The organism is Uniformispora flossi (assembly GCF_049534875.1).
Classification (GTDB): domain Bacteria; phylum Actinomycetota; class Actinomycetes; order Streptomycetales; family Streptomycetaceae; genus Yinghuangia; species Yinghuangia aomiensis.
Genome location: NZ_JBMULZ010000004.1, coordinates 559,155 through 580,948, shown reverse-complemented (window position 1 = coordinate 580,948; position 21,794 = coordinate 559,155). Strand labels below are relative to the sequence as shown.

At 70.8% G+C, this 21,794-nt stretch carries 20 protein-coding genes; 14 read left to right on the top strand and 6 right to left on the bottom strand.

Annotated features, from left to right (window positions below):
- Positions 1-129: 129 nt before the first annotated feature.
- Together ACPA54_RS12565 and ACPA54_RS12560 are read right to left on the bottom strand one after the other, a co-directional pair.
- Positions 130-1,242 (bottom strand): glycosyltransferase, encoded by a 1,113-nt coding sequence (locus tag ACPA54_RS12565; RefSeq protein ID WP_423528960.1) that lies wholly within the window; start codon positions 1,240-1,242, stop codon positions 130-132.
- 29 nt (positions 1,243-1,271) lie between these two features.
- Entirely contained in the window at positions 1,272-4,082 is a 2,811-nt protein-coding gene (locus tag ACPA54_RS12560) for a bifunctional glycosyltransferase/CDP-glycerol:glycerophosphate glycerophosphotransferase (protein WP_423528958.1), read from the bottom strand.
- Positions 4,083-4,526: 444 nt separating this feature from the next.
- On the opposite strand from ACPA54_RS12560, the gene ACPA54_RS12555 reads away from it, so the two are divergent.
- From ACPA54_RS12555 to ACPA54_RS12500, 12 genes are all read left to right on the top strand, one after another.
- A complete protein-coding gene (locus tag ACPA54_RS12555; protein ID WP_423529028.1) occupies positions 4,527-6,305 on the top strand; it encodes a DUF5941 domain-containing protein in 1,779 nt (592 codons plus the stop codon).
- A gap of 49 nt (positions 6,306-6,354) precedes the next feature.
- Positions 6,355-7,092, top strand: a complete 738-nt coding sequence (locus tag ACPA54_RS12550) for a phosphocholine cytidylyltransferase family protein (RefSeq protein ID WP_423528956.1) — start codon at positions 6,355-6,357, stop codon at positions 7,090-7,092.
- On the top strand, positions 7,080-8,141 hold the full coding sequence (locus tag ACPA54_RS12545) for an iron-containing alcohol dehydrogenase family protein (RefSeq protein WP_423528954.1): 1,062 nt from the start codon (positions 7,080-7,082) through the stop codon (positions 8,139-8,141). The genes ACPA54_RS12550 and ACPA54_RS12545 overlap by 13 nt, the downstream gene beginning before the upstream one ends.
- On the top strand, positions 8,119-8,895 hold the full coding sequence (locus ACPA54_RS12540; protein WP_423528952.1) for a CDP-alcohol phosphatidyltransferase family protein: 777 nt from the start codon (positions 8,119-8,121) through the stop codon (positions 8,893-8,895). Before ACPA54_RS12545 ends, ACPA54_RS12540 begins: the two co-directional genes overlap by 23 nt.
- Before the next feature lie 164 nt (positions 8,896-9,059).
- On the top strand, positions 9,060-9,893 hold the full coding sequence (locus tag ACPA54_RS12535) for a glycosyltransferase family 2 protein (RefSeq protein WP_423529026.1): 834 nt from the start codon (positions 9,060-9,062) through the stop codon (positions 9,891-9,893).
- Positions 9,894-9,933: 40 nt separating this feature from the next.
- Complete coding sequence (locus tag ACPA54_RS12530; protein WP_423528950.1) at positions 9,934-10,845, top strand: ABC transporter permease; 912 nt, start codon at positions 9,934-9,936, stop codon at positions 10,843-10,845.
- A complete protein-coding gene (locus tag ACPA54_RS12525; protein ID WP_423528948.1) occupies positions 10,838-11,644 on the top strand; it encodes an ABC transporter ATP-binding protein in 807 nt (268 codons plus the stop codon). The genes ACPA54_RS12530 and ACPA54_RS12525 overlap by 8 nt, the downstream gene beginning before the upstream one ends.
- Positions 11,645-11,764: 120 nt before the next feature.
- Complete coding sequence (locus ACPA54_RS12520; protein ID WP_423528946.1) at positions 11,765-12,403, top strand: phosphatase PAP2 family protein; 639 nt, start codon at positions 11,765-11,767, stop codon at positions 12,401-12,403.
- Between the two features lie 218 nt (positions 12,404-12,621).
- Entirely contained in the window at positions 12,622-13,266 is a 645-nt protein-coding gene (locus ACPA54_RS12515; protein WP_423528944.1) for a hypothetical protein, read from the top strand.
- A 112-nt stretch (positions 13,267-13,378) separates the two neighbouring features.
- Positions 13,379-14,155, top strand: coding sequence for a GntR family transcriptional regulator (locus tag ACPA54_RS12510; protein ID WP_423528942.1), 777 nt, complete (start codon positions 13,379-13,381; stop codon positions 14,153-14,155).
- Between the two features lie 107 nt (positions 14,156-14,262).
- On the top strand, positions 14,263-15,177 hold the full coding sequence (locus ACPA54_RS12505; RefSeq protein WP_423528940.1) for an SCO4651 family lipoprotein: 915 nt from the start codon (positions 14,263-14,265) through the stop codon (positions 15,175-15,177).
- A gap of 337 nt (positions 15,178-15,514) precedes the next feature.
- Positions 15,515-15,706: a hypothetical protein gene (locus tag ACPA54_RS12500; RefSeq protein ID WP_345677186.1), complete on the top strand. Its 192-nt coding sequence runs from the start codon at positions 15,515-15,517 to the stop codon at positions 15,704-15,706.
- Positions 15,707-16,224: 518 nt separating this feature from the next.
- Here the strand turns inward: ACPA54_RS12500 and ACPA54_RS12495 are convergent.
- Positions 16,225-16,623: a metal-sensitive transcriptional regulator gene (locus tag ACPA54_RS12495; protein WP_423528938.1), complete on the bottom strand. Its 399-nt coding sequence runs from the start codon at positions 16,621-16,623 to the stop codon at positions 16,225-16,227.
- Positions 16,624-17,033: 410 nt separating this feature from the next.
- On the opposite strand from ACPA54_RS12495, the gene ACPA54_RS12490 reads away from it, so the two are divergent.
- Together ACPA54_RS12490 and ACPA54_RS12485 are read left to right on the top strand one after the other, a co-directional pair.
- Positions 17,034-17,654 carry a DUF47 domain-containing protein gene (locus tag ACPA54_RS12490; RefSeq protein ID WP_345677184.1) on the top strand — a complete coding sequence of 207 codons (621 nt, stop codon included), beginning with the start codon at positions 17,034-17,036 and terminating at the stop codon, positions 17,652-17,654.
- Positions 17,655-17,672: 18 nt separating this feature from the next.
- Positions 17,673-18,659 carry an inorganic phosphate transporter gene (locus ACPA54_RS12485; protein WP_345677218.1) on the top strand — a complete coding sequence of 329 codons (987 nt, stop codon included), beginning with the start codon at positions 17,673-17,675 and terminating at the stop codon, positions 18,657-18,659.
- A gap of 104 nt (positions 18,660-18,763) precedes the next feature.
- On the opposite strand, the gene pstB is transcribed toward ACPA54_RS12485, so the two are convergent.
- The 3 genes from pstB to pstC form a co-directional block, all read right to left on the bottom strand.
- Positions 18,764-19,540: a phosphate ABC transporter ATP-binding protein PstB gene (pstB, locus tag ACPA54_RS12480; protein WP_423529023.1), complete on the bottom strand. Its 777-nt coding sequence runs from the start codon at positions 19,538-19,540 to the stop codon at positions 18,764-18,766.
- A gap of 101 nt (positions 19,541-19,641) precedes the next feature.
- The gene (gene pstA / locus ACPA54_RS12475) at positions 19,642-20,712 is read right to left on the bottom strand and encodes a phosphate ABC transporter permease PstA (RefSeq protein WP_423528936.1); all 1,071 of its coding nucleotides are present in this window, start codon (positions 20,710-20,712) and stop codon (positions 19,642-19,644) included.
- Positions 20,709-21,740 carry a phosphate ABC transporter permease subunit PstC gene (gene pstC / locus ACPA54_RS12470; RefSeq protein WP_345677183.1) on the bottom strand — a complete coding sequence of 344 codons (1,032 nt, stop codon included), beginning with the start codon at positions 21,738-21,740 and terminating at the stop codon, positions 20,709-20,711. The genes pstA and pstC overlap by 4 nt, the downstream gene beginning before the upstream one ends.
- Between the last annotated feature and the right edge of the window lie 54 nt (positions 21,741-21,794).

Sequence of the window (21,794 nt, the reverse complement as noted above, 5' to 3'; positions counted from 1 at the left end):
GGGGGGGGGGCGCCGGGGGGGGGGGCGGGGGCGGGCGGGGGGGACCGCTTTGATTTTAGGGGGGGGGGGGGCCCCGGCGGGGGGGGGGTTGCTTTTGCCGCGGGGGGGGCAGGCGCAGCCCACCTTGCCTCAGCGGTCGATCTCGTCCAGCAGCTGTTCCCAGCGGTCCAGGACCGCGTCGAGGCGGTAGGCACGCACATGCTCGCGTGCCGCTGCGCCTTGGGTGCGCCGCAGATCGGCGTCGGCCATCAAACGACGCAACCCCTCGGCCATACCGCCGACGTCCCCCGGTGGCACCAGGATTCCTGTCGTGCCGTCGTCCACCAATTCGCGCACCCCGGCCGACAGGTCGAAGGCAACGCAGGTGACGCCGCAGGCCGCGGCTTCCGCGATCGCCATCGGGCGGCCTTCCTTGTCGCTGCTCAGCGCGAGGATCGACACGTCCTCGAACTCGCGGACCATGTCGTCCACCCGGCCCCGGAAGACCACCCGGTCGGCGACGCCCCGCTCGGCCGCGTGCTTGCGGAGATTGCCGTCTTCCGGGCCGTCGCCGATGAGGTGGAGTTCCCAGGGGTCTTCCGCCACCGACGCGAAGGCGTCGATGAGGCGGTCCAGCCGCTTGACCGGGTCGAGCCGACCGACGGCGGCGATGCGGTGGTTCTCCCGATGGGCCGGTGCCTCCGGGAAGAAGCTCAGCGGGTTGGGCATCACGCCGACGTTCGGCAGCCGCAGCCGCTCGAACTCGGCGGCGTCCCCGGCGCTCAGGAACAACGCCTTTTCCAGGTGGGGGTAATGCCGAAGGATCAGGTCGCGGTTCGCCGACGTCTGCGCCTGAAGGAACGATTCGTGGTACTGCCCGATGCCTTGCAGGTGCGGCCATTCCAGGCTCAGCGCCCAGTCCGCGGCCCAGGGGGAGCCGAACACCACGTAGCCCGAGGGCACCGAGCGGAAACGCTCGGTCAGCAGGCGCTGCGCCGCCTCCCGTTCGGACCGGGCGCGATGGGCCTGGAGGTTCTTCTTCGGGTTGAGGCGTTCCACGAGCGAGCCCGGTTTCCACGCAGGCGTCGACTGGTGCGGATACAGCGTGGTGTGGGCGTACGCCGGCGCGGCGTTGTACGGGAACGGCTCGGGAGAGGTTCGGATACCGATCACCTCGACCCGGTGGCCGCGTCCGCCGAGGCCTTGTGCCAGCGTGTGGATGACCCGCTGCGACCCCCCGAGGGAATCGACGTCGATCCCCACAAAGAAAATGTTCCGCTTCCGGGCATTGCTCACGACTTGTCCTCACCGAAGAATGCGTCCACGACCGCGCGGCTTGCCTCACCGCTCTCGTACGAGCAGAACATCTCGCGGAACTCCGCATACCGCGCGGCATACGACTCCACGGTCGCATCGAAATCGTGCAGCACGCCGGCAAGCTCCTCGGTCGTGCCGACGACCGGCCCCGGGGCCATCTCGGGAAGGTCGTAGTACGTTCCGCGCTCCTGGTTGCGGTACTCCTCATAGTCGTCCGCATAGAAGATCATCGGGCGGCCGGTGTTTGCGTAGTCGAACATCAGAGACGAATAGTCGGTCATGAGCGCGTCCGATGCCAGGAGCAGGTCGTTGACGTCGGAGAAGTCCGCGCCGTTGCGCACGAAGTGGCCCAAGTGCCGCGGCGGGCTGAACCGGTCGTAATAGTGGGCGCGGACGACGATGATCCAGCCGGGGGGCGCCTGCGCGGCCAGTTCGTCCAAGTCGACGCGGATCGAGGAGATGCCCCGGTTGCGGAACGTCGGTGCGTAAAGCAGGACGCGCGCCCCCTCGGGTACGTCCAGTTGGCTCCGCACGGCGGCCCGGCGTGCCACTTGCTCGGGTTCGGCGTGCCGGACCAACACGTCGTTGCGCGGGTACCCGGAGCGCACGACCGGGCCTTGGTAGTTGTTGGCGGGGACGAAGGTGCGCTCGAACTCCTTGCTGGGCGACACGAGGAGGTCCCAGCGGTCCACCATCCGCTGGTGGTGTTCGAGGGCTTCCGGCCCGGCGCTCTTCATCTCCGGGATGTCGAAGCCGATGGTCTTCATCGTCTGCCCGTGCCACGTCTGGAGGTAGTGCGTTCCGGGGCGGCGGTGGTAGATGGACGGCAGGTTGTGGCTGTCCACCCAGTACTCGGAGCGGGCGAGTGTCCGGACGTACTTCCAACTGCCGCGCCGCACCAGGCGCGTGCCGGGCGGGAAGGACGCACGGTTCCCGGAATAGGACCAGACGACGTCGAGGGGCCGCTGCTGCCGCATGGCTTCCTCGTAGATGTACCGGGGGTTGTCGCGGTAGCCGAGTCCTTCGGCGGCCTCGAAGATGACCTGGTTCTTCTTGACCGGCAGGCGTGCCAGGACGCGGTAGGCCGCGGCCTTGTTGCCGTGACTGTTCAATTGCTTGCGCAGCGCCTTGGTTTTGCGCTTGACCTTGCGCTGCACCGGGCCCAGGAAGCGGAGTTCCTTCAGGAGGCCGCCGCGCGCCCAGGTGATCTGGAGGCGACGCGGACCGGGAGCGGGTTCGGCTTCCACGGTCAATGTGTGGACGCCGACCCGGTTGTGGGGAATCTCGACACGGTGGACTGCCATGTCCAGCGGGGCCAGCAGCAGATTGGTGTTGGCCTGATCCCCCAGGGTGATGGTCAAGGTGGGGTGGCGGCGCCCGTCGAAGCCGATCTTCGGGAGGGGCACGCGGCGGAGGTCCAAGTCGGCCGTGCCGGTGAACTGGCCGGGTTCGGAACGTTTGAACACGACCGGAACGCGCAGCGGCGAACCGGTCGAGGCGAGGTTGACGTGGGCGTTGTAGGAGTCCCCGGACAGCGCGTGGCCGGGATCGTAGACGCGAATGCCGAGGCGCAGAACGCTGCCCCTGGGCTCCACGGACTCGACCTCGTTGCGGAGCACGGCCGACGTGAAGGACTGCCGGTCCAGGTAGTAGTCGGATATGTCGAGCTCGGTCCGCGCCTCGTCGTCCTGCGGGGCGGTGCGGCCCCAGTACGTGCGGTCGGCGTCGGTGACGGCGAACCGCGGGGCCAGCGTTCCGCGGCCGAGGACACGTGCCTGTTCGACGGCTTCGGCGTTCCTGCCCTTGCGCAACAGGTACAGGCAAATGCGCTGGTCCCGGGGGAGTTGCGCGTATGCGTCGTCGGATATCGCGTTCAGATACGGCCGGGTGAGCGCCGCGAACTCGTCGACCCACTCGGGGTCGCGCAGGGGCAAGTCGCCCAGGTAGAGCCGGAAATCGTGGCGCAGGAACTTGACGTCCTTGGCGACCCGAAGCTCATGTCCGACGCTCTCGTCGGCGAGGAACTCGTCGACCATGCGGGCGACCTTGAGCCGGTCGGCGACGTTCTTCATCTTGTGGCGGCTGTTGGAGATCGACAGGTTCGCGGTGTCGTCGGAGAGGTACCAGCTGTAGATCACCCACGGCACGACCGCGAAGCGCTCGGCGAGCGTGAACGCCTGCGCCGAGAACAGCTGGTCCTCGTAGTGGATGCCTTCGGGAAACCGGAGCGCGTGCTTTTCGATGAAGTCGCGGCGGTAGATCTTGTTCGTCGACAAGTGGTCGAAGAACATCTCCGGATTCTCCGCGATGCCGTCGTAGGTCGCTCGCGTGGTGAACAGGTGCGGGTACCAGAGGCCGGGTGCGCGCTTGCTGTTCTCGTAGATCCGCTCGACCTCACCGGTCACGAAGTCCGCGCCGGTTTCCTCGATGGCGAGCAGCATGCTCTTGCACGCGTGGCGCGGCAGCGCGTCGTCGCTGTCCAGGAACATCAGGTACGGCGCACGGGACACGGCTATGCCGCGGTTGCGCGGCGCACTGCATCCACCGCTGTTGCGGGCAAGCCGCTCGTATCTGACACGCGGGTCCTTGCGGGCCAGCGCCCGCGCGACTTGCTCGGTGTCGTCCGTGGAGCAGTCGTCGGCAATGATCACCTCGACGTTGCGCAGTGTCTGGTTGCAGACGGACTCGACCGCGCGCGGCAACCTTTCGGCGTCGTTGTAGGCGATGATGGTCACGCTGACGTCAGGTGTCCCGGACAACGGCATCTCGAATACCCTCCCACGCATCGCCGGTCAAGGAATGTAGGCCACGCGTGCAGCGCACATCGCCGCGGCTGAAAGCCGACGGACTCCCATGCGATGGTCGGGTGCGGAGAGAACGCGAAACCCCGTACGCATGGTAACCGATGGCGACTCCTGGGGAACGGGCCCGAAAACGGTGTGTGCACTCCGGGCATAGGCCGCGACCAAGGCTTTTGCCGACGGCGGCCTTCCCTAGGGCCTCGTCGCAGGCGGTACAGTGACGGCTTCTGCGCACGCGCTCACCCCGAGGTTGCGGTGTTCCCGACCGGCGGCGCGCGACAGGCGTCTCACCGCCGTACGGAACGTTGGGGGCAAACCGAAATGTCACCATGGGTGGTCGTCGTACCGGCCGTCGGCACCTCGGGCGCATCCCGGCCTTCCGGGGACGCCGGGCCGGCCGGCCTCGAGTCCCGCCTCGCGGCGCTCGGCGTGTCCGCCGAATACGTCGGCGCGCCGGAGATCCGCGCCCTGGCCGCGGACACCGGTGGCGGCACCCTCGTGCTGGCCGACGGGCGCGCGGTCGGACACCGCCATCCGCTGCGGATGGTGCTGCGTGACTCGCGCTTCCCGGTCCGCCGGATCCCGGGCGTCCTGGTCGTGGAGCCGTCGGCTCGCGAAGCTTTCCGGGCTGCCGTGGCGCGGACGCCCGACGCGCAACTGGCGCCGGACACACTGGCGGACCGGATGGCCGAGGCGGGTGAGCCCGTACGCGATCTTGCGCTGGGAGACCTGGTCGCCGAGGTTCCGGCCACGCCTGCCGAACGCGAAGACGCGCTCGCCCGCGCCGCCGTGGTCGACGAGGACGCGATACGGCTGCGCAGCGCGGTCAAAGCCCGCGACGGGTTCTTCACCACATTCTTCGTCAGCACCTGGTCGCGCTACGTCGCGCGCTGGTGCGCCGGCCGCGGCCTGACCCCGAATCAAGTGACGGTGGCGTCACTGCTCGTGGCCCTCGCCGGGGCCGCGGGCGCGGCCACCGGCAGCCGCATCGGCTACGTCGCCGCGGCGCTCGCGCTGTACTTCTCGTTCGTCCTGGACTGCACGGACGGCCAACTCGCCCGGTACACGGTCAACTACTCGCGCATCGGCTCGTGGCTGGACGCGACGTTCGACCGCGTGAAGGAGTACGCCGTCTACGCCGGCCTCGCCGCCGGCGCGGGCCGCAACGGCGACGACGTGTGGCTGCTGGCCGTCTCCGCCATGGCGTTGATGACGACCCGGCACATCGTCGACTTCGCGTTCAACGAGACCCGCGGCGGCGGCGACGGCGACGAGGAAGGCGCCGGCGCGAAGCTGTCCGGGCGCCTCAACGACGTCGGCTGGACCGTGTGGGCCCGGCGCATGATCATCCTGCCGATCGGCGAGCGCTGGGCGCTGATCGCGGTGCTGACCGCGGTGACCACCCCGCGGATCACCTTCGTGGTGCTGCTGATCGGCTGCGCGTTCGCCGCCTGCTACACCTCCGCCGGCCGCATCCTGCGGTCGCTGCCGCGCCGCGCCCCCCAGGAGCCGGCCGTGCGGCGCGTGCTGTTCGCGCTCGCCGACACCGGGCCGCTCGCCGCGGTGCTCGGCAAACTCCGGTGGCCCGCGGGCGGTATCGCCTACCTGGTGCCGCTCGCCGCCGCGGTCGTGGCCCTGGGCGTGTTCGCCGACCACCCCGCCGCGGTGCTCGGCGCGGCCGCGGTCTACGTCGTCGCGGCGGGCGCCGTGGTGAGCCGTCCGCTCGCCGGGCGCCTCGACTGGCTCGTGCCGCCGGCGTTCCGCGCCGCCGAGTACTCCGCTGTGATCGCCCTCACAGCCCGAGTGGCGCCGGATGCCCTGCCGGGGGCATTCGGGCTGGTGGCAGTGATCGCCTACCATCACTACGACACCGTCTACCGTCTGCGCGGCGGCCATTCGGCTCCGCCGCGGGCGCTGGTGTGGGGTATCGGCGGCCAGGAAGGGCGCGTGCTGCTGATCGCCGCGCTCGCCGCCGCCGGGGCCACGCCCTTGCGCACCGGAATCGCGGTGTTCGCCGTCGCGGCCGCTCTGGCGGTCCTCGCCGAGAGCATCGCGTTCTGGGTCCGCGGCGCCACGCCGGACCTCGACGACCCGGTCCCGCCCGCGGCAGCGCGGGCGTCCGGGAGCGATTCCGGCCGCCCGGGCGTCTCCCCGGGTACGGGGTCGCCCACGACATCCGGCGCCGGCACGCGCGCGAGCGCCGGGTGAGCACCGCACGGACGCCGCAGGGGCGCCCGACCCGAACAGGAGAACCACGATGATCGGTCTGATCCTTGCCGCCGGCGCCGGACGGAGACTGCGGCCCTGGACGGACACCCTGCCCAAGGCCCTGGTGCCGGTGCGGGACGAGCGCTCGGTCGTGGACTTCACGCTGGAGAACTACGCCGCCGTCGGCCTCACCGAGGCCGCGATAGTCGTCGGCTACTGCGGCGACGCGGTGCGCGAGCGCAAGGCGGACCTGGAGAAGACCTACGGCCTCAAGCTCCACCTCGTGGAGAACGACAAGGCCGAGGAGTGGAACAACGCCTACTCGCTGTGGTGCGCACGCGACTACCTGCCCGAAGGCGTGCTGCTCGCGAACGGTGACACGCTCCACCCGCTGAGCGTCCCGGAGTCGCTGCTCGGCGCCCGCTCCGACGCCAAGGGCATGATCCTCGCGCTCGACGACGCCAAGCCGCTCGCCGAGGAGGAGATGAAGGTCCGCCTCGACGAGGCCGGCGGTGTGGCGCACATCACCAAGCTCATGGACCCGGCCGCCGCCGTCGGCGAGTACATCGGCGTGACGCTGATCGAGGGCCGCTCCGCGCCTGCGCTGGTCGACGCGCTCGAGACGACGTGGCGCCGCGACGCGCAGCTGTACTACGAGGACGGCTACCAGGAACTCGCCGACCGCGGCGTGCGGGTCGACGTGCAGTCCATAGGCGGCGCGGTGTGGACCGAGATCGACACCACGGAAGACCTCATGAAGGCCCGGGAGATAGCGTGCCAATACTGACGCGCTTGGTCCCGGCACCGCTCACGGTCGACATCCGTCCGGGAGCCCTGGACGATCTGACCACCCTCCTGTCCGACCGGCGCGTGTCCACGTCCGGCCGGCTGGCCGTCGCCGTCAGCACCGGTTCCGGTGCGCGGCTGCGGGAACGGCTCGCCCCGGCGATGCCGGACGCCGAGTGGTTCGGCGTGGACGGCGGAAGCCTCGCCGCCGCCGTCGACCTGGCCGACCGGATGGGCGCGGGCAACTACGACGCGGTCGTCGGCATCGGCGGCGGACGCGTCCTGGACGCCACCAAGTACGCCGCGGCACGCGTCGGCCTTCCGGTCGTCGCCGTCGCGACCAACCTCGCGCACGACGGCATCGCCTCGCCGGTCAGCATCCTCGACAACGACAAGGGCCGCGGTTCGTACGGCGTCCCCACGCCGATCGCGCTCATCGTCGACCTGGCCGTCATCCGCGAGGCGCCGAAGCGGTTCGTCCGCTCCGGCATCGGCGAGGCCCTGAGCAACCTGTCGTCGGTCGCCGACTGGGAGCTTTCCGCCCGCGAGACCGGCGAAGCGTTCGACGGTCTGGCGGCGGCCTTCTCGCGTACCGCGGGGGAGTCGCTGCTGTACCGGCCGGACACCGTCGAGGACAACCCGTTCCTCGTCGCGCTCACCGAAGGCCTCGTGCTGTCCGGGATCGCGATGTCGGTGACCGGGACGTCCCGTCCGTGCAGCGGAGGCTGCCACGAGATCTCGCACGCGATCGACCTGCTGTTCCCCGAGCGCGACGGCTTGCACGGCGAGCAGGTGGGCTTGGGCGCGGCGTTCTGCACCTACCTCCGCGGCGACCGCGGTCTGGCCGACCGGCTGGCCGCGTCCCTCGACCGGCACCAACTCCCCGTCGTTCCCGAGCAACTCGGCCTGACCGCCGATGAGTTCGTGGACGTCCTGGAGTTCGCGCCGTCGACCCGCCCGGGGCGCTACACCATCCTCGAACACCTCGGTCTCGGGCGCGATGCCCTCAGAGATGCGGTAGCTGACTATGTCGACACCTACAGCGGCTGAACTCCGCGCGGTCTGCCACCCCGAGGGGTTGCTCGACCGCAGAAGCGGCGAACACTGGGCCGGGCGCCTGTACATGCGCCAGATCTCGCTGCAGATCACCCGGCGCGTGGTCGGAACACGCGTCACACCCAACCAGTTGACCTACCTGATGATCGTCGCCGGGATAGCCGCCGGCGCGGCGCTCACCATCCCCGGCCTCGCCGGACCGGTGCTCGCCGCCGTGCTGATCCAGGTCTACCTGCTGCTCGACTGCGTCGACGGCGAAGTCGCCCGCTGGCGGCGGCAGACCTCGGTCACCGGCGTCTACCTCGACCGGGTCGGCCACTACCTGTCCGAAGCGGCCCTCCTCGTCGGCGCCGGCCTGCACGCCTCCGACGTGTTCGGCGACGGCGGCGTGGGCGGCTGGGCGTTCCTCGGCGCGATCGCCGCGCTCGGCGCGATCCTCATCAAGTCCGAGACCGACCTGGTCGACGTCTCGCGCGCCCGCTCCGGCCTTGCGCCCGTCCAGGACGCGGCCTCGGTGCCGCGTTCCACCGGTGCCGCCAAGGCCCGCAAGATCGCCGCGTCGCTCAAGTTCCACCGCCTCGTCGGCGGCGTCGAGGCATCCCTGCTGCTGCTCGCCGCGGGCATCTTCGACGCGATGCACGGTGATCTGCTGTTCAGCCGGATCGCCGTCGCGGTCCTGGCCGGGGTCGCCGTCCTGCAGACGGTCCTGCACCTGGCCAGCATCCTCCTGTCGAGCAGGCTCAAGTGACCGGGGCGCCGGAGCACGGCGTGCAGGCGGCGGACGCACCGTCCGCGCCGGACGCACAGGACACACAAGGCGCTCAGGACGCACAGGACGCGAAGGAGAAGCCCCGGGTGTCCGTGCCCTCGCAGATACGTCCCGAAGTGTCGCTGGGCGCGGTCGTCCTCACCATGGGCGACCGGCCCGACGCGCTGTCCGCGCTGCTCGACTCGGTGGCCGCCCAGCAGGGCGCCCCGATAGACGTGGTCGTGGTCGCCAACGGCGGTCCCGTCCCCGAGGTCGCCGGGGAGAAGGTGCGCACCGTCGCACTTCCCGAGAACGTCGGCATACCGGCCGGACGCAACGTCGGCGCCGCGGAACTCGACGACGACGTCGTGCTGTTCCTGGACGACGACGGCCGGCTCCCGGACCCGGAGACCGCGCGCCTGCTGCGCGAGGCGTTCGAGGCGGATCCCAAGCTCGGCATCGTCAGCTTCCGCATCGTCGACCCGGACACCGGCGAAACGCAGCGCCGGCACGTGCCGCGGCTGCGCGCCTCCGACCCGGGGCGGTCCAGCGCCGCCACCACGTTCCTCGGCGGCGCCTGCGCGATCCGCGCCGCGGTGCTGCGGGAAGTCGGCGGCCTGCCCGACGACTTCTTCTACGCGCACGAGGAAACCGACCTGGCATGGCGGGCCATCGACGCCGGCTGGAAGGTCGAGTACCGTGCCGACGTCCTCTTGGAACACCCGGCCACCAGCCCGGCCCGGCACGCGGCGTTCTTCCGCATGAACGCCCGCAACCGGGTGTGGCTGGCCCGGCGCAATCTGCCATGGCCGATCGTGCCGGTGTACCTCGGAACCTGGATAGTGATCACCACCGCGCGGCGGCCGTCCAAGGAAGCCATGCAGGCGTGGCGCGGCGGCTTCCGGGAGGGCTGGAACGCTTCCTGCGGGGGACGGCGTCCCATTTCCTGGCGAACCGTTTGGCGGATGACCCGCTTGGGCCGCCCGCCGATCGTCTGATCTTCCACCTGCCCCCAAGGCCCGAATCGAAAGTGTCATTGTGGCCAACAGCGCAACGACCGACGCTCTCCCGAGGAGTTCCCCGCCAGGCGACGGGCAGTCGCTCGCGGAACTCGCCGCCCGGCACGGGCTGACCGTCAGCGGTGCGCGCCCGGGTCTGGGCGCGTACGTCAAACAGCTCTGGCAGCGGCGCCACTTCATCGTCGCGTTCGCCAACGCCAAGACCCGCGCGTCGTACAGCGACGCCCGGCTCGGCCAGGTCTGGCAGATCCTCACGCCGCTGCTCAACGCGGCGATCTACTACCTGATCTTCGGCCTCATGCTGAAGACCAACAAGGGCGTCCCGAACTTCATCGCCTTCCTGGTCACCGGCATATTCGTGTTCGGCTTCACGCAGAGCGCGGTCCTCGCCGGGACCCGGTCCATCAGCGGCCAGCTCAACCTGATCCGCGCGCTGCACTTCCCGCGCGCCAGCCTGCCGATCTCGTTCACCATCGTGCAGCTCCAGCAGCTGCTCATCTCGATGGTCGTGCTGTCCGGCATCGTGCTGGCCAAGGGCGAGCCGCTGACGCTCAAGTGGCTGCTGGTCATCCCGGCGCTGATGCTGCAGTTCGTGTTCAACGTCGGACTCAGCATGATCGTCGCGCGGTTCGGCGCGGTGGTCACCGACATCAACCAGCTCATGCCGTTCATCCTGCGGACATGGCTGTACACGTCGGGCGTCTTCTACAGCATCGACAACTTCACCAAGAACGCGCCCGCGTGGGTGCGGCACGCGCTCGATCTCAACCCCATCGCGGTGTACATCGAGCTGGTGCGCGACGCCCTGATCGACAGCCACTCCGGCGTCCCGGCCTACACCTGGGGGATCGCCGCGGGCTGGGCGCTCGTCATCGGCGTCGGCGGGTTCATCTACTTCTGGCGTGCGGAAGAGAGGTACGGACGTGGCTGACACCGCTGTCGCGGACGGCGCCGCGACGACCGAGAAGGTCGCCGAGAGCGCCCCCACCGTCGTCGTCGACGACGTGCACCTCGTCTACCGCGTGCACGGCGCCGGCGCGGGCAAGGGCAGCGCGACCTCCGCGCTGTCCCGCATCGTGGCCCGCAAGAAGGCGACCGGCATCACCGAAGTGCACGCGGTCAAGGGCGTCAGCTTCGTCGCCTACCGCGGCGAGGCGATCGGCCTCATCGGCCGCAACGGCTCCGGCAAGAGCACCCTGCTGCGCTGCGTCGCGGGCCTCCTGCCGCCCACCAAGGGCAAGATCTACACCGACGGCCAGCCGTCGCTGCTCGGCGTCAACGCCGCGATGATGAACGAGCTGACCGGCGAACGGAACATCATCCTCGGCTGCCTGGCCATGGGCATGTCCCAGGAGGAAGCCCAGGCCAAGTACGCCGAGATCGCCGAGTTCTCCGGCCTGGAGAAGATGAGCCCGGGCATCCTCAGCCGCCCGATGCGCACCTACTCCTCGGGCCAGGGCGCGCGCCTGCGGTTCTCCATCGCCGCGGCCAAGACGCACGACGTGCTGATGATCGACGAGGCGCTCGCCACCGGCGACCGCGAGTTCCAGCTGCGCAGCGAGGCCCGCATCCGCGAACTGCGCGCGGAGGCCGGCTCGGTGTTCCTGGTCAGCCACAGCATGAAGTCGATCCGGGACACGTGCGACCGGGTTATCTGGCTGCACGACGGGACGATCCTCGCCGACGGGCCGACCGACGAGGTGGTGGCCGCGTACGAGAAGGGCCGCTGACGGGATTCGCTCGTCCGGGGGGAAGAGCGGGGAATTGCGGGGGATTCCGTCACGTCCGGGAACCACACGGATACTCCCGGACGTGAACATTCGAGGACGAACTTCCCGGAGGTATCCCGCGTGACCGTGTACGCCCTGCCCGCCGCCGGCTCCGCGCCGCCGCTCGCCGCCGACAACGTCGACCTCGACGTCCTCAAGGGCGTCAACGGGTTCGCCGACGACACGTCCTGGGCGCACGGTGCGATGGAGTTCCTCGGCGAGTTCGGCCTGCTCGCGGTGCTCGGGCTGATCGTCGGCCTCGCCTGGTTCCGGGCCCGCAAGCGGCCCGACCACGACGTGGCGGTCGCGGGCGTGCTGTGGGCGCCGATCGCCGCGCTGATCGCGGAGCTGGCCAACATGCCGCTGCGCGACTGGGTGGACCGGCCGCGGCCGTTCGTCACGCATCCCGCGGAGATCCACGTGCTCGTGGAAGGCAAGGACGACCCGTCGTTCGCGTCCGACCACGCGCTGCTCACCATGTCCATCGCGGTGGCGCTGCTCCTGGTCGACCGGAAGCTCGGCGCCGTGGCGGTGCTCGTCGCGGTGCTGCAGGGCCTCGCCCGGCTGTACGTCGGCGTGCACTACCCGACGGACGTCATCGGCGGCTTCGCGCTCGGCGCGCTCGTCGCGCTGGCGCTGTCGCCGCTCGCGCTGCGCGCATTGCTGCCGCTGGTCCGCCGGTTGGAACGCACGCCGCTGCGGCCGCTGGTGGCCGCCTGAGCACGTCGACGACCGTTTGCGCCGACCCGGCCGGTTTCCGGCCGGGTCGGTCGTTTTTTGCGGTTCCCGCCCGCCCCACCCGTCCCTCCTGCCAGACTCGTCCCGTTCGGCGGTGATCCGTCATCGGGTCCAGGCGTCACCCCTCCGCGCCGCGCCGGGCTTGTTTCCGCGTGCCCGCCGTCCCGCGGGACGCGTTGTGCTACCACGAGGGGTCCCCTGTGTCTGTCCGTCCGTCCATCCGCGCCCTGCTCGCTCCCGTGACCTGCGCCGCGGCGCTGCTCGCCGCCGGTCCCGCCGCGGCCGCCGCTACCGCGCCCGCCGCCACCGCCACTCCGCCCGCGGCCACCGCCGACCGCGTCCAGACGACCCTGCGCGACGTCGTCGACCTGCAACTCCTCCAGCCCACCTGCGGCGAACGCGGCGCCCTGACCGCCGCCGCGGTGGACGCCCTGCACACCATCGGCATCGAGGCGAAGCTCACCGGTCTGCCCACGCTCGACCTCGGGCCGCTCGGGTGGATCGGCTTCGGCACCCAGCACCCCGGGCAGGCGGTCGCCGTCGAACTCCACTTGCTGCCGAACAGCGGCGCGCCGGTCACCCTGACGCTGGGGGCGAAGCCGTGCCCGACGTCGGCCTCGGCGACGCCGACGGCGCGCGCGGCGACGTCGGCGCCCGCGACCACGGCTCCGGCGGGCAAGCCGGCCGCCGCGACGGCGGCGCCGCAGGCGGCGGCCGGTCCGGAACTGGCGCACACCGGGGACAGCGGGACGCCGACATGGCCGTACGTCGCGGTGGCGGGCGCGCTGCTGACGGCGGGGGCGGTGACGACCGGAGTGGCGCGGCGCCGGGCGGGACGGGGCTGACGGCTTTTCGCCGAACACCGCGTCCGCGCCCCGCTGTCGGCCGTCCGCCAAGCTGCGCCGTCCGGGCGAACTTGGATACGGTCGGGGAGGCCACGGAGGGACGTGAAGCGGGATGGACGAGCCGGCGGCGGAAACCGGATCGGAGGGCGGCAAAGGCCGCTTGGGGGAGCGGCTGAGTCTGCGCGAGCAGGTCGCCCGGGCGATCCGCGCGGCGCTGGTCGCCGGCGAAATGCGGCCCGGTGTCGTCTACTCCGCTCCCGGCCTTGCCGCCCGGTTCGGCGTCTCCGCGACGCCGGTCCGCGAGGCATTACTCGACTTGGCGAAGGACGGGCTCGTCGAACCCGTGCGCAACAAGGGATTCCGGGTCCGCGCGCTCTCCGCGCGCGACGCCGACGAGATCCACCGCTTGCGCCGGCTCCTCGAAGTCCCCACCGTCGCCGACCTCGCGCGCGACGGCTGCGCCGACGCGCTGCCCGCCCTGCGGGCCCTCGCCGACGACGTGGCCGAGGCCGTCAAGCACGGCGACGTCCTCGGCTACGTCCTCGCCGACCAGCGTTTCCACACCAGCCTGCTGGAACTCTCCGGCAACGCCCGCCTGGTCCGCATCGTCCTCGAACTGCGGTCGCAGGCCCGGCTCTACCGCCTCCGCCCGCTCGTCGAGCGCGGCGAACTGAGCCGCACCGCGCACGACCACCACGACCTGCTCGACCTCATCGAGGCCCGCGACCCGGACGGCGCCGCTGTGCTGATGGAGCGTCACCTGGCGTGGTCGCGCCGCATGGAGCCCGAAGAGGCCGCCGCCGAGCACGCCGAATCCGTCACCGCGCCGGGCCCGTTCGCGGAGAGGCCCGCTCCCGGATTCCCGGAAAAACCGTTCGGCGCCCCGTGACCCGGCGCCCACCCGCTCGTTCCTCACCTTGAGCGGTGGCGCGGCTGCGATGCCCGCGTCCGCGCGGCCGACGGGGCCGACCGAGGACCTCCAGCGGGAGTCGTGGGATGAAGTTCCGGATCGTGCTGACCGGTGCGTGCGCGGGTGCCCTGGTGCTGACCGGCTGCGGGGCGGGCGGCGGAGCCAAGCCGGCGTCCGCGGGACAGCCCGAAGCGGTCGCCGCGGTGCGCGCCGCCACCGCCACGACCGTGGACGCGGGCAGTTCGCGGACCCGCACCACGATGACCATGACGTCCGGCGACCGCACCGTCACCCTCACCGGCCAGGGCCTGTTCGACTACCGCCGCCGGGTCGGCACGGTGAGCCTGGACGTCCCGAAGGACTCCGGCCTGACCGGTCCGCTCCAGGAAGTCGTCACGCCCGAGGCGCTGTATATGAAGAACGCGACGCCGGGCGTGCCCGCCGACAAGTGGGTCCGGATCGAGGTGCGCGGCCTGGCCGACGGCAACCTCATCAGCGGCGGCAGCGCCGACCCGACGACGTCGTTCGAAATACTGCGCGGCGTCAACGACGATGTGGTGCTGGCCGGGACGGAGAAGCTGGGCGCCGACGACGTCCGGAAGTACACCGGCACGCTCGACATCCGCAAGGCGCACGATCTGTCGCCGGAGAACCAGCGCGCCCCGCTCGCCGCCGCGCTGAAGAGCTTTGCCAGCCCGACGATTCCGTTCGAGGTACTGCTGGACGCACAGGGCCGGCTGCGCAAGGTGCAGGAGGAGTTCAACCTGGCGTCCGGCGGTTCGGGTGGCAAGGCGGAGCGCACCGCGAAGGTCGTCTCGGCCGCCGAGCTGTACGACTTCGGCGTCCCGGTGCAGGTGCAGCCGCCGCGCCCCGACGAGCTGTACGTGGCCGACGGCGCGGCGACGCCGCCCGCGGGCGCCCCGGCGAGCCCGGCGGCGCCGGCCTCGCCGTCCGCGTCGGGCAGCGCGTCGCCCACCGCGTCGCCGACCCGCAAGCGCTGACCCACCCGCGCGGGGCGGGCCGGATCCTCGGCCCGCCCCGTCGGCGTCCTCGGACGCCGCCACCGGAAATCCGAACGCCGCACCCACCGGCCCCGTATCGTGGCCGGACGGCCCCGCCCGACCCGCGCACCGGCGCGAACGCGGCGCGGCGGCCGCACCGCACCACTCCGCGCGCCGGTCGCGCGCCGCCCCGATGACGGCCGCGCCCCGCGGGAGCGGGCGGTGCGCAAATGGCCCATGCGTGTCATGCGCACGCCCTTCGGGCGCCCCTAGGCTGGGTGCGCCCGGCCGGGCGGGCGTCCCTGCCCCGCCCGCGGCAGCCAAGGAGGTGGTGTGGGTGACACCGTTCTCTGATGTGCGACTGCACGACCTGGTGGTCTTCGACGAGATCGAGCTGTACGGCGACCTGATCATCGCCGCGTCCCAGAGCGAAGGCCCGCTCACCCAGGCGGAAATCGACGCCGTCCTCGGCATCGCCGCTCCCCAGTCGGCCCCTTGGCCGACCCCGGCCCACCCGACCGAGGACTGACCCGACCGCGGACACCCTCCGGTGCGCCTGCCCGGTCGACCGCCGAAGGCTCGCCGCCGAGCCGACCCCGCCATTTGCCGGCCCCGCATGCCGGACCTGCCCGAGTCCCCGGCACCGACGAGTTCCGGCCACACGGAACATCCGGCCGCGCACTCGCCCGCCGGACCGGCCGACGGTGGCCACCACCAATCGCCGACTACCCCTCGCATCGCCGGGTATCCGGAATCGCCCAGATCGACTGCTTATGACGCGTAGGAGACACGCGGGCGACCCCCACACGGAGGGCCGCCTGACGCAGCCTCCCCATGCCGACCGGGGCCGCCGCCCTGCTCGACAACCCGCTTCCCGCACGCCCTGCGGTGGCCGAATTTCGCCCGTGGACAGCCCTACCCGGCCGCAGCATCGCACCTCGGCCGCGCCGCCGGACTACTCCCGTCCCGGCGTCGCCACCGAGGCCGACACCGGGCCCGAGGCCCGCCCGTCTTCGCTGGGCACCCCCGGACCGGGCCGTCCCGCCCTCAGCTCCGCACCAGCCGCGCGATCGCCTGCGAAGCCTCCTTCACCTTGGCGTCCGCTTCCGGTCCGCCCTGTTCGACCGCGTGTGCGACACAATGGGCGAGGTGCTCTTCGAGCATGCTCAGGGCGAAGGCCTGCAGCGCCTTGGTGGCCGCGGAGACCTGGGTGAGGACGTCGATGCAGTACTCGTCCTCGGAGACCATCCGCTGGAGCCCGCGGACCTGGCCCTCGATGCGGCGCAGCCGCTTGAGGTGCTCGTCCTTCCGTGCGCTGTAGCCGTGGCCGCCATGGCCGTGGCCTGCGTGGTCGTGGCCCGCGTGCGCGCTCGAGGGGGCGTCGGCGGGGGTGGCTGCGGTGGTGGCTGCGGTGGTGCCGGGCGTCTCGGCCTGCGTGGTGTCCATGCTCCAAATTTACCCCCGGGGGGTATTTTCGGCAAGCATTCGGCGGCTCTCTCGGCCGCCCCGGGGGCGTCATGCCGACAAAGTGATCGGGTGTGACATGGGCAACACCGGTCGTCGAAGCGGAACTCCGCGAACCGGATCGTCCCGCGCGCCCTACTCTTCTCTGTGCGACGGGCACCCATCCGCCCGGAATGGCCGCATCCGCCGCGCCGTCCGGCCTCTGGGCCGGCCCGCGCGGTTCCGGCGGCCCTCCGGACATCAGGGCCGGCCGTCGCGGTGCGCGTGTGCCCTGTTACGCCCGGGTACAAGCCGGAGCGGTGCGGCCTCGGCCGGCCGTCCCCCGGTTTGTATTACGCCAGTGACGAGCGCCTAGCATCGTCAGGACCGCATTCCTCATCCCGGAGATCTCTGTGCGATTGCGTCTGACCCCCAGGGAGACGAGCTTCTACGACATGTTCGCCACCGCGGCGGACAACCTGGTCACCGCATCCAAGCTCCTGACCGAGCTGCTCGGCGCCGAGGTCTCCGCACGGCCGGAGATTGCCGAACGGATGCGCGCGGCCGAACACGCCGGCGACGACGCGACCCACGCGATCCTGCGCCAGCTGAACTCGTCGTTCATCACCCCGTTCGACCGCGAGGACATCTACACCCTGGCCTCGCAGCTCGACGACGTCATGGACTACATGGACGAGGCCGTCGACCTCGTCGTGCTGTACCAGCTGGACGAACTGCCGCCGCAGATCGCCGACCAGATCGAGGTCCTCGTCCGGGCCGCCGAGCTGACCGCCGAGGCGATGCCCAAGCTGCGCACCATGAAGGACCTGACCGAGTACTGGATCGAGGTCAACCGCCTGGAGAACCAGGCCGACCAGGTCCACCGCAAGCTCCTCGCGCACCTGTTCAGCGGCAAGTACGACGCGCTGACGGTGCTGAAGCTCAAGGGCATCGTCGACGCCCTCGAAGAGGCCGCCGACGGGTTCGAGCACGTCGCGAACACCATCGAGACCATCACGGTCAAGGAGTCCTGACCGGTGGATCTCGTCCTGTTGAGCACCATCGCGATCATTTTGATCGCCCTGGCGTTCGACTACACGAATGGGTTCCACGACGCGGCAAACGCCATCGCCACCTCGGTGTCGACCCGGGCGCTCACGCCCCGGGCCGCGCTGGCCATGGCCGCCGTGATGAACCTCGCCGGGGCCTTCATGGGGCACGGTGTCGCAAAAACCGTGGGCAGCGGCATCATCGACGCGCCCAAGGGCAACCAGGGCCTGGTGATAGTCGCCGCGGCACTCTTCGGCGCGATCACCTGGAACCTCATCACCTGGTACTTCGGTCTTCCCTCGTCCTCCACGCACGCTCTCATCGGCGGCCTGGTCGGCGCCGCGCTCGCCGCGTCGCAGACCGTCAAGTGGGACGGCGTCTGGGACAAGGTCGTCATCCCGATGATCGTGTCGCCGATCCTCGGCTTCGGCATCGCGTACTTGCTGATGGTCGCCATCCTGTGGATCTTCCGGAAACGGAACCCGCACAAGGTGACCCGCGGTTTCCGCATGGCGCAGACCCTGTCCGCCGCCGCGATGGCGTTCGGCCACGGTCTGCAGGACGCCCAGAAGACGATGGGCATCATCGTCATGGCACTGGTCGTCGGCGGCTACCACACCGGCGACGACGTGCCGGCGTGGGTGACCGTGTCCGCCGCCATGGCGATCAGCGCGGGCACGTACGCGGGCGGGTGGCGCATCATGCGCACCCTCGGCCGCAAGGTGATCGAACTGGACCCGCCGCGCGGGTTCGCCGCGGAGAGCACCGCGGCCGGCGTCCTGTACGTCGCGGGCATCGCCTACCAGGCCCCGGTGTCGACCACGCACACCATCACGTCGTCGATCCTCGGCGTCGGCGCCACCAAGCGGCTGTCCGCCGTGCGGTGGGGCGTCGCCGGCAACATCGTGACGGCGTGGCTGCTGACCATACCGGCCGCGGCGATCGTCGCCGCGGTGTCCTACTGGATCCTGCACGCCATCGTGCTCTGATCCGGGCCTCTTGGAGACGGAACGGGCGGTTCCCCTCGCACTGTCGAGGGGAACCGCCCGTTCCGCGTCCACCAGCTTGTCCCGCCGGGTCGTCCGGTCCGTGCTCAGCCGAAGCGGCCGGCGATGTAGTCGGCGGTCGCCTCGACCTCGGGCGCCGAGAAGATCTTCTCGGTGTCGCCGATCTCCACCAGGCGGCCCGGCTGCCCCGGACCGGCGAGGTTGAAGAACGCGGTGCGGTCGCTCACGCGCGCCGCCTGCTGCATGTTGTGCGTGACGATGACGATCGTGTACCGCTCCTTGAGCAGCGCGATCAGGTCCTCGATCGCCAGCGTCGAGATCGGGTCGAGCGCCGAGCACGGCTCGTCCATCAGCAGCACCTGCGGCTCGACGGCGATCGCGCGCGCGATGCACAGCCGCTGCTGCTGGCCGCCGGACAGGCCGGAACCCGGCTTGTTGAGGCGGTCCTTGACCTCGTTCCACAGGTTGGCGCCGCGCAGCGAGCGCTCCACGACGGCGTCGAGGTCGACCTTCTTCTTGGTGCCGTTGAGGCGCAGGCCGGCCGCGACGTTCTCGTAGATCGACATCGTCGGGAACGGGTTCGCGCGCTGGAACACCATGCCGACGGTGCGGCGCACCGCGACCGGGTCGACCTCGGGGCTGTAGAGGTCCTGGCCGTCGAGCTTGACCGAGCCCTCCACGCGCGCGCCGGGCACGAGTTCGTGCATGCGGTTCAGGGTGCGGATGAAGGTCGACTTGCCGCAGCCGGACGGGCCGATGAACGCCGTGACCGTGCGCGGCTCGATGGTCATCGCGATGTCCTCGACGGCCCGGTGGGCGCCGTAGTACGCGTTGAGTCCGGTGATTTCGATGCGCTTGGTCATGCCTGCCTCGGGGGCCTCGTCGCGGGCGCCGCGGCCCGGGGTCGGAAGTGCTGTGCGGGAGTCTGCGGTCTGCGGGTGCGGGATACGCGTGGTCGCCATCGTCAACGTCCTGCCTTCGGGGCCTTCCAGCGGGCGATCAGACGCGCGGCCAGGTTCAGCACCATGACGATGACGATCAGCGTCAGCGCCGCGGCCCAGGCCCGGTCGGGCGAGAACTTGTTGCCGGCGTGGTTCTGGTCGAACACGTAGAGCGGAAGGGCGCTCTGCCACCCGTTGAACGGGTCGCTGTTGATCGACTGCGACGCGCCGACCAGCAGGAGCAGCGGCGCGGTCTCGCCGATGACGCGGGCGATCGCCAGCATGACGCCGGTGATGATGCCGCCGAGCGCGGTCGGCAGGACGACCTTGAGGACGGTGCGCCACTTCGGCACGCCGAGCGCCAGGCTGGCTTCGCGCAGGTCGTTCGGGACGAGCTTGAGCATCTCCTCGGCGGACCGCACGACGGTCGGCAGCATGAGGATGAGCAGCGCGAGCGAACCGGCGAAGCCGGCCTGCTCGAACCCGAGCATCATGATCCAGAAGGCGTACACGAACAGGCCGGCCACGATCGACGGGACGCCGGTCATGACGTCGACGAAGAAGGTGATCGTCTTGGCGAGCCGGCCGCGGCCGTACTCGACCAGGTAGATCGCGGTGAGCAGGCCGATCGGCACGGCGAACAGGGTGGCGAGGCCGACCTGTTCCAGCGTGCCGATGATCGCGTGGTAGATGCCGCCGGTGTCGTCGCGCGGACCGACGCCGCGCATCGAGTGCGACAGGAAGTAGGGCGAGAGCTTCTCGGTGCCCTTCATGACCGTGTAGCCGAGGATCGACACCAGCGGCACGATCGCGAGCACGAACGCGGTGGAGACCAGGCTGGTCGCGAAGCGGTCCTTCGCCCGGCGGCCGTCTTCCAGGCGCCACGAGGCGACGGTGACCGCGACGATGAAGAACAGGCCCGCGTAGAAGGCGCCGAGTGCCCAGTTGTCCTTGAGGGCCTTGGTGAGCACGCCCAGGCCGACCGCGGCCGCGCCGATCGCCCACGGGATCCAGCGCGGCATGGTGCGGCGGGTCAGCAGCAGCGGGCCGGACTCCGCGGGGGCGGGCACCTTTTCGGTGACGACGGTGGTCATGCGTTGGCCCCCGAGAACTCCTTGTGCCGGTTGATGACGATCCGCGCGGCGCCGTTGACGAGGAGGGTCAGCAGGAACAGCACGAGGCCGGAGGCGATGAGTGCGCCCCGGCCGAGTTCGTTGGATTCGCCGAACTGGTTCGCGATGTTCGCGGCGATCGTGTTCCCCTTGGGATCGAGGATTTGGTACACGACCTCCTGGCTCGACGACAGCACCATGGCGACGGCGATCGTCTCGCCGAGTGCGCGGCCGAGGCCGAGCATCGACGCCGAGATGATGCCCGGCTTGCCGAACGGCAGGACCGCGGTGCGGATCATCTCCCAGCGGGTGGCGCCGAGGGCCAGCGCGGCTTCCTCGTGGGCGCGCGGCACCTGGAGGAAGACCTCGCGGGTGACCGCGGCGATGATCGGCAGCACCATGATCGCCAGGATGATCCCGCAGGTGAACAAGGTGCGGGCGGTCTCGCCCGTCTCGTCCTTGTGGAAGATCGGGATCCAGCCGAGGTAGTCGCTCAGCCACATGTGCAGGTCGATGAGCTTCGGCGACAGGAACACCAGGCCCCACAGGCCGAAGACCACGCTGGGCACCGCGGCGAGCAGGTCGATGATGTAGCCGAGGGTCTGTGCCACGCGCCGGGGCGCGTAATGCGTGATGAAGAGCGCCACCCCCACCGCGACCGGCACCGCGACGAGCATCGCGATGCCCGCGCTGATGACCGTGCCGGTCACCAGGCCCGCGACGCCGAAGCTCGGCTTGGCGCCGTCGGTGATCCACGTGGAGTCGGTGAGGAAGTTCCCGTGGTTCTTGCCGAGTGCGTCGATCGCTTTGACGACCAGGAAGACCGCGATCGCGGCCATGATCACCAGCAGCAGGATTCCCGCGCCGCGCGACGAGCCGAGGAACAGCCGGTCGCCGAGCCGTACTTGGGTCTTGTTCGGCTTCGGGGCCGCGCCGGGCGCGGCAGCCGCCCGGCCGGGGCCGGAGCCGCGCTGCTTGTCGCGCGACTCCGGTGTGGTGGAGGTGGACATCTCTTCTCCGTGACTGTCGATCGAGTCGATCGGGTCAGGTGGTACTGGCTGTGT

Excerpts from the sequence above, each read along its gene's own strand:
- ACPA54_RS12550 (WP_423528956.1), top strand. The coding sequence starts at position 6,355 with ATGATCGGTCTGATCCTTGCCGCCGGCGCCGGACGGAGACTGCGGCCC.
- ACPA54_RS12510 (WP_423528942.1), top strand. The coding sequence starts at position 13,379 with ATGGACGAGCCGGCGGCGGAAACCGGATCGGAGGGCGGCAAAGGCCGC.
- ACPA54_RS12505 (WP_423528940.1), top strand. The coding sequence starts at position 14,263 with ATGAAGTTCCGGATCGTGCTGACCGGTGCGTGCGCGGGTGCCCTGGTG.
- ACPA54_RS12495 (WP_423528938.1), bottom strand. The coding sequence starts at position 16,623 with ATGGACACCACGCAGGCCGAGACGCCCGGCACCACCGCAGCCACCACC.
- pstC (WP_345677183.1), bottom strand. The coding sequence starts at position 21,740 with ATGTCCACCTCCACCACACCGGAGTCGCGCGACAAGCAGCGCGGCTCC.
- ACPA54_RS12560 (WP_423528958.1), bottom strand. The coding sequence starts at position 4,082 with ATGCGTGGGAGGGTATTCGAGATGCCGTTGTCCGGGACACCTGACGTC.
- pstB (WP_423529023.1), bottom strand. The coding sequence starts at position 19,540 with ATGACCAAGCGCATCGAAATCACCGGACTCAACGCGTACTACGGCGCC.
- ACPA54_RS12535 (WP_423529026.1), top strand. The coding sequence starts at position 9,060 with ATGGGCGACCGGCCCGACGCGCTGTCCGCGCTGCTCGACTCGGTGGCC.
- ACPA54_RS12540 (WP_423528952.1), top strand. The coding sequence starts at position 8,119 with ATGTCGACACCTACAGCGGCTGAACTCCGCGCGGTCTGCCACCCCGAG.
- pstA (WP_423528936.1), bottom strand. The coding sequence starts at position 20,712 with ATGACCACCGTCGTCACCGAAAAGGTGCCCGCCCCCGCGGAGTCCGGC.